We start from the raw sequence: 6,383 nt of genomic DNA on the forward strand, positions 1-6,383 counted from the left end.
ATCTCCTTTACTTCTTCAGGACGGCCTTGATCGACTCGTCGATGATCGACAGGCCCTGGGTCAGTTCGTCGTCGGTGAGGGTCAGCGGCGGCAGCAGCTTCATGACTTCGCCGTCGGGTCCGGAGGTTTCCATCAGCAGCCCCCGCGCGAACGCTTCCGCGCAGACGCGGCCGGCCAGGTCGCCGTTCTGGAACTCGATGCCGCGGGCGAGGCCGCGGCCCTTGGCGAACAGCTGCGCCTCGGGGTAGGTCTCGACGATCCCGGAGAACGCCGCGGCGATGCGCTCGCCCTTGGCCTTGGTGGACTTCTCGAGCTCGTCGTCGCTCCAGTAGACGTCGATCGCTTCCTTGGCGGTGACGAACGCCGGGCTGATGCCGCGGAACGTGCCATTGTGCTCGCCCGGCTCCCAGACGTCGAGCTCCGGCTTGATCAGCGTCAGCGCCATCGGGATGCCGTAGCCGCCGATGGACTTCGAGAGGCAGACGATGTCCGGCTTGATCCCGGCGTCCTCGAAGCTGAAGAACGGCCCGGTGCGGCCGCAGCCCATCTGGACGTCGTCGAGGATCAGCAGGATGTTGTGGCGCTTGCAGAGGTCGTCGAGACCCTTCAGCCACTCCAGCCGCGCGGCGTTGATGCCGCCCTCGCCCTGCACGCCCTCGACGATCACCGCGGCCGGCTCGTTGAGCCCGCTGCCGGAGTCCTCGAGGAGCTTCTCGAAGTACAGGAAGTCCGGCATCGCGCCGTCGAAGTACTTGTCGTACGGCATCGGGGTGGCGTGCACCAGCGGGACGCCGGCGCCGCCGCGCTTCATCGAGTTGCCGGTGACCGACAGCGCGCCCAGCGTCATGCCGTGGAACGCGTTGGTGAAGTTGATGACCGACTCCTTGCCGGTCACCTTGCGCGCCAGCTTCAGCGCGGCCTCGACAGCGTTCGCGCCACCCGGCCCCGGGAACACGACCTTGTAGTTCAGGCCGCGCGGGTCGAGGATCTTGTCGCGGAAGGTCTGCAGGAAGTCGCGCTTGGCCACGGTGAACATGTCCAGCGCGTGGGTGACGCCGTCGCGCTGGATGTAGTCGATCAGGGCCTGCTTCAGCCGCGGGTTGTTGTGCCCGTAGTTCAGCGCACCGGCGCCGGCGAAGAAGTCGAGGTACCCCTTGCCGTTTTCGTCGTACAGCCAGCTGCCCTGCGCGCGGTCGAACACGACCGGCCAGCCGCGGCTGTAGCTGCGGACCTCGGATTCGAGCTCTTCGAAGATGCTCATGACGTTTCTTTTCTCCTACTCGCCCGGATCTTTGCGCGGTGTCAGTGGACCGATGCGGTAAAGCTCTTCGGGGAGGTGCCCGGCTTCGGGGAAATCCTCGCCGTCGAACAGCACGGTGGTTTCCACCGCGGCGTTCCAGCGCTTCGCGAACGACGTGAACAGCCGGATGGACGCTTCGTTGTCCGGGGTGATGGTGGTCTCGAGGTAACGCACCCCTTCGTCGACCAGGCGCGTGTAGAGCGCGTCGAGCAGCGCTCCGGCCAGGCCCTTCCCGCGTTGCGACGCGTCGACCGCGACCTGCCAGACGAGCGCCGCCTCCGGCTCGTCCGGCCTGCGGTAGGCGATGACGAATCCGACCGCCTTGCCGTCTTCACGCGCGACGACCGAGGACCCGGCGAAATCGCGGCACCACAGCATGTATGCGTACGGCGAGTTGAGATCGAGCTTGGCGGAATCGCGCGCGATTCTCCACAGCTCCGCGCCGTCCGCCTTGGTCGGGGATTCGATCAAGTGCGTTACGGACATACTCAGGAAACGTAACAGAGAATTTTCGACCCGCCAGCGACCTGGCTCACGACCCCCGCAATGACCTGCGGCGACGCGGAGTACCCGGTGAGCAGTCCCACAAACATGTTTGAAGTGGACGGTTCGTGGGCACACGCGCGCCTAGGTCGCTCGCGCGTGGCTCGCGACCTATCCGCACGATGAACCTTCGGCGCCGTGATCGCAAGGCGACGGGCCGTTTCAGACGCGCCTCCGGCTGCGGATGCGACGCCGGATCCCGCTCAGCGGCATCACGACCGCGGGCAGGATCAGCAGCCCGGAGACCACGAGCCACCACACCGCGCCTTCGCCGCGCCGCCAGCCCGCGACGACGCTGCCGAGCCAGCCGAAGAAGGGCCCGGCGACCGGCGGCAGGAACGAGGCCAGCAGCAGCGCCGCGACGACCAGCACGCCGAGCGCGGCGAACAGCCGCCGCGCGAACCGGCCCGTCGTGAGCAGTGCCGTCGCCAGGTAGACGACCGCGCCGGCGAGGACGGGGAGGCCGACCCACTGCAGCACGGCGCCGCCGTTGTTGCCGAGCACGAGACCAGCCAGCAGCGCGAGCACCCCGGCGGCCAGCGAACCCGCCGTGCCGAGGCGGGAAGCCCCTTGGGCGACCTTCGCCGTGCTCCTGGCCACCGTCCGCAGCATGCCCGCGACCGTCCGCGGCCACCCGCCGGGCAGCCGGAACGCGACCACGCCCGCGTTCACCACGGCCGCGCCGAGCGCGACGAGCGTGCGGGTCAGCCGCGCGGTGCCCTGCTCGCCGGCGAGCTTCTCGGCCGAGACGCGGCACGCCTGGAACCGGGCCTGAGCGGCGCCGGCGTCGACGCGGGGGCGTTCCTCCGCGAGCGCGGCTCCGATGTCCTTGGCGTCCCGGGCGTCGTGGCGGACCGCGAGGTCGACGACCGGCAGCTCCTCGGCGGCGACTTCGGCCTGCCGCGCCCGGGCCAGCACCATCGCCGTCACCGGCAGGCTGAGCGGCCGCTCGGACCCGAAGGCGACCAGCTGGAGGTCGGCGTCGAGGCCGAGGAAGGCCAGCTCGGCCGTCAGCTGGTCGTTCAGCTGCGCCGCCTCCTGCGGAGTGCAGCGGTCCTGCTCGCCCGGCTTGCGCCAGGCGGGACCGAACGCGGCGGCCAGCTCGTCGCGGAACCGCTCCCGGCCGAGGACGTCCCGCAGCGTCTCGAGGCGGACGGGGTCGAGCAGGCACTGGACGAGCCAGCCGGCGCCGTCGACGCGGCCCCACATCCAGTCGCTGGCCCGCCACGACGCCTTGTAGAACGCGCCGAAATAGCTCGCCTGCAGCCCGGTCAGCTTGTCCCCCGACCGCTGCCGCGTCATGTCCAGCAGCGTCCGTGAATCGGCGCTGACCTGCACCAGGTCGACGCGCTGGTCGACCGACGGCGCTTGGGCGAGCAACCCGCGCGTCGCCACGTGCAGGGCCAGCAACCGGGCCTGGACGACCTCGTCGGCGACCTCCGGCGTCAACGCCAGCCAGTCCAGCAAGGTGGTCACGGTGCCGTCGCCGTCGGCCAGCGCCCGCAACGACGGCGCCGCGGCCCGCAGGCCCGCGACCACCTTCGGCCAGGCCTCGGCGACGGCGGCCGAGCGGCCCAGCCCGGCCCACTCCTCGGCCAGCTCGCGGATCCACACCTCGAGGGTGCTGCTCGCGCCGGGCCCGGCGTGCGCGGCCACCCACTGCCCGAGCCGGACCCCGCGCGCGGCCGTCGACCGCGCCGCGTGCAGCTCGGCGCGGGCGTCGTTGAGCTCCTTCGCGCGCGTGGCGTCCGGCTGGAGCCGGAAGCCCGCGTTGACCAGCTGCAGGCCGGTGGCGACGGCGTCGTCGAGCGCGGTCGTCCGGTAGCCGACCAGGTCGGCGACGGCGATGCCGGCGGGCGGCGGGCCGGCCGGGACCCCGCTGCTCAACCCGGCGACGGCGATCGCGCGCAGCTGCCGCGACATCCCGGACGCCCAGTCGCGGTCCGGGGTGTCCGCTTCGGACAGCGCGTACCTCCGAGCGGCCACGCGGACGAGCTCGGCGGCGTCCTCGGCGGTCCGCCGTTCGAGGTAGGCGGCGGCGACGCGCTCGTCGACGAGGTGCTCGGGCCCGCCGCGAAGTCCCAGCGCGGCCAGCGAAACCCGGGTGTCCCGCGCGCGCAGCACGGCGTCGTTGTGCCGGGTCAGGTCGTCCAGTTCGGCGCTGATCGACTGGCTCATCACGGTGTTGACGACCTTGGCCATGGCGTGCGACAGCAGCGGCGGGTTCGCGGCATCGCACGTGACGGCGTCCGCGTCCTTCTCGCCGGTGGGCACGACGTAGAGCAGCAGCCGGCGGACGTCCGTGTGCGACGGGCGTTCGAAGATCTCACGCAGCGCGGGCCGCAGCGGTTTGTTCAGCAGCACACCGCCGTCGGTCAGCCAGTGCGAGCGGGTCAGCTCGGTGTACGGCGTCATGTCGGGGTGCAGCCGGTCGGTGCCGTCCGGGCCGATGGGCATCCGCGACAGCTCGAACGCGCCGGGGAACGACGCGGTGGACCGCGCCGCCAGCGCGAGCGAGCCTTCGACCCCAGGTGTCCACAGTGGACCACAGAACCGGAAGAGCATCCGGTGTTCGGTGTCCCGCACGAGGTTCCCGAGCGCGTCGTCGAACCGGGTGGTCTCACCGTCGATCATGGTCCCGGTGAGCAGCACGGTGACATCGGGCTCCTCGGCGGGCGGCCGGCCGTTCCCGGTGATCCGCCGCAGCGCCTGTTCGAGATCACCGAGCAGCACGCGATCGCCGTCGAGCACCGACCGCGGTTCCTGCTCCCGCGCGTCCCGGATCAGGTTTTCCAGCGAGCCGGTGGTGATCCAGGTGTCGCGCAGGACTTCCGGCGTGGACCCGAAGGCTTCGGCCAGCCCGAGGCAGGCGGCGTTGATGCCGCCGGCACTGGTCCCGGTGAGGACGTCGACGGAGACGGTGGCGCGGAGCAGGTCGAGCAGCTTCCGGTAGAGCCCGGGCTCGGCGTCGCCCCGGGATTCCCGCAGCAGCCGGGAGGTCTCGGTGGCGACACCGCCCATCCAGATGGCCAGGCTGGAGCCACCCACCATGGTCACCGCGAGGCGGATCTCCTGCGGCCAAGGTTCAGCTGTCATGGGCTCCCCCGCCCGCTCGTCGTCCTGACGCAGACTAGAGGCGCAAGGTGAGCGCGGGGATACGTCCGGGTGTACGGCCGTTCGGGTGGAGTTGCTCGCCCGTCCGGGCTCAGCTCGCCAGGTGCTCCAGCAACAGCACCTGTCCCTCACCGACCGCGAAGCCCAGCACCGCCCCGGTGGCGATCAGGATCCACTCGTCCTGCTCGAAAGCCGGCCGCAGCAGGCGCTCGAACTCGTGCGGGGACAGCTGCTTCATCTTCGACACCAGCACGTTGCGGATGTCCATCGCGTCGGTCGCGTAGTCCTCGATGTACCGCATCGTCTCCGGCAGCCGGGACATGATCTGCGACGCGATCGCCAGCTTCATGTCCTGGTACTTGCGCGAACCCACCGCGAACACCAGCAACGGCCGCGCCACGCTTCCCAGCTCGCGGTCCAGCTGGCGCTGGATCAGCGCCAGGACCCGGTCCGCCAGCGGCCCGTGCAGGATCGCCTCGATGACGTTGTGCGGGGTGATGATCTCCTTCGCGATCAACGACCCGTACGCCTCCGCGACCTCCGCGCGCCGCTTCAGGAACAGGCCCTGCCACTGGACTCCGAAGTACCTGCGCGGCTCGATCGGGTAGAAGATCATCCGCAGGGCCAGCCAGTCGGTGAACCAGCCGGTGAACAGGCCGAAGACCGGCATGATCGGCGGGAACTTGAACAGCACCCACGCCACCATCTGGATCACGCCGATCGCGCCGCCGAAGACCAGGCCGGAGCGCGCGATGAACTTGAACTCCTTCGCGCCCGCCTCCTGGAAGATCCGGTTCAGCAGGCGCTTGTCCTTGACCAGGCTGGTGACCACCATGCCCTTCAGGTCGAACACACTGTCCACATCGGACTTGATCAGGTCGAGCACGGCCGCGACCATGCGCGGTGATTCGTGCTGGACGCGCTCGATCACCAGCCGCTGGACGCGGACCGGCAGGGACTCCCACAGCCCCGGCTGGTAGTGCCCCGCCACCTCGCGGACGATGTCCTCGACCCCGGCCAGCAGCGGTTTCTCGATCTCCTGGGCGATCCGGGAGGCGTCCAGGCGCGCCACGACCTCGGCCGGCTTGATCAGCTGCTCGGTCATCGTGTCGCAGGCGATGCTGGCCATCCGCGCCGCGCGCTTGGGCACGATGCCCTGCCAGCCCAGGAACGGCTTGACGCCGATGAACTCCACCGGCTGGAACATCATCCGGATCGCGACGAGCTTGGTGCCGTAGCCGATCAGCGCGGCCACGATCGGGATCGAGACGTAGAGGGGCCAGTGCTGCGCGAAGTCGGCGACGATGCCGCTGAGGAAGGCCCCCATCCGGCTAGAGCCTGTTTCGATGTGCTGACCAGCGGAGCTTCTGGCTGGCGTTGTGGGTGCGGCGTGTCTTGGATCAAATAGACGAGGTCTCCGGTAGAC

At 70.2% G+C, this 6,383-nt stretch carries 4 protein-coding genes; all 4 read right to left on the reverse strand.

Annotated elements, in window-relative coordinates:
- Positions 1–7: 7 nt before the first annotated feature.
- The 4 genes from ectB to ACWEVP_RS49885 all read right to left on the reverse strand — a co-directional run bounded on the left by ectB (position 8) and on the right by ACWEVP_RS49885 (position 6,284).
- Positions 8–1,261 carry a diaminobutyrate--2-oxoglutarate transaminase gene (ectB, locus tag ACWEVP_RS49870; RefSeq protein WP_452069642.1) on the reverse strand — a complete coding sequence of 418 codons (1,254 nt, stop codon included), beginning with the start codon at positions 1,259–1,261 and terminating at the stop codon, positions 8–10.
- A gap of 15 nt (positions 1,262–1,276) precedes the next feature.
- A complete protein-coding gene (gene ectA, locus ACWEVP_RS49875) occupies positions 1,277–1,786 on the reverse strand; it encodes a diaminobutyrate acetyltransferase (RefSeq protein WP_452069643.1) in 510 nt (169 codons plus the stop codon).
- Between the two features lie 219 nt (positions 1,787–2,005).
- Positions 2,006–4,939 (reverse strand): patatin-like protein, encoded by a 2,934-nt coding sequence (locus tag ACWEVP_RS49880; RefSeq protein ID WP_452069644.1) that lies wholly within the window; start codon positions 4,937–4,939, stop codon positions 2,006–2,008.
- A gap of 109 nt (positions 4,940–5,048) precedes the next feature.
- Complete coding sequence (locus ACWEVP_RS49885; protein ID WP_452069645.1) at positions 5,049–6,284, reverse strand: DUF445 domain-containing protein; 1,236 nt, start codon at positions 6,282–6,284, stop codon at positions 5,049–5,051.
- Between the last annotated feature and the right edge of the window lie 99 nt (positions 6,285–6,383).

This window comes from Amycolatopsis sp. NPDC003865, assembly GCF_053605345.1.

Excerpts from the sequence above, each read along its gene's own strand:
- ectB (WP_452069642.1), bottom strand. The coding sequence starts at position 1,261 with ATGAGCATCTTCGAAGAGCTCGAATCCGAGGTCCGCAGCTACAGCCGC.
- ectA (WP_452069643.1), bottom strand. The coding sequence starts at position 1,786 with ATGTCCGTAACGCACTTGATCGAATCCCCGACCAAGGCGGACGGCGCG.
- ACWEVP_RS49880 (WP_452069644.1), bottom strand. The coding sequence starts at position 4,939 with ATGACAGCTGAACCTTGGCCGCAGGAGATCCGCCTCGCGGTGACCATG.
- ACWEVP_RS49885 (WP_452069645.1), bottom strand. The coding sequence starts at position 6,284 with ATGGGGGCCTTCCTCAGCGGCATCGTCGCCGACTTCGCGCAGCACTGG.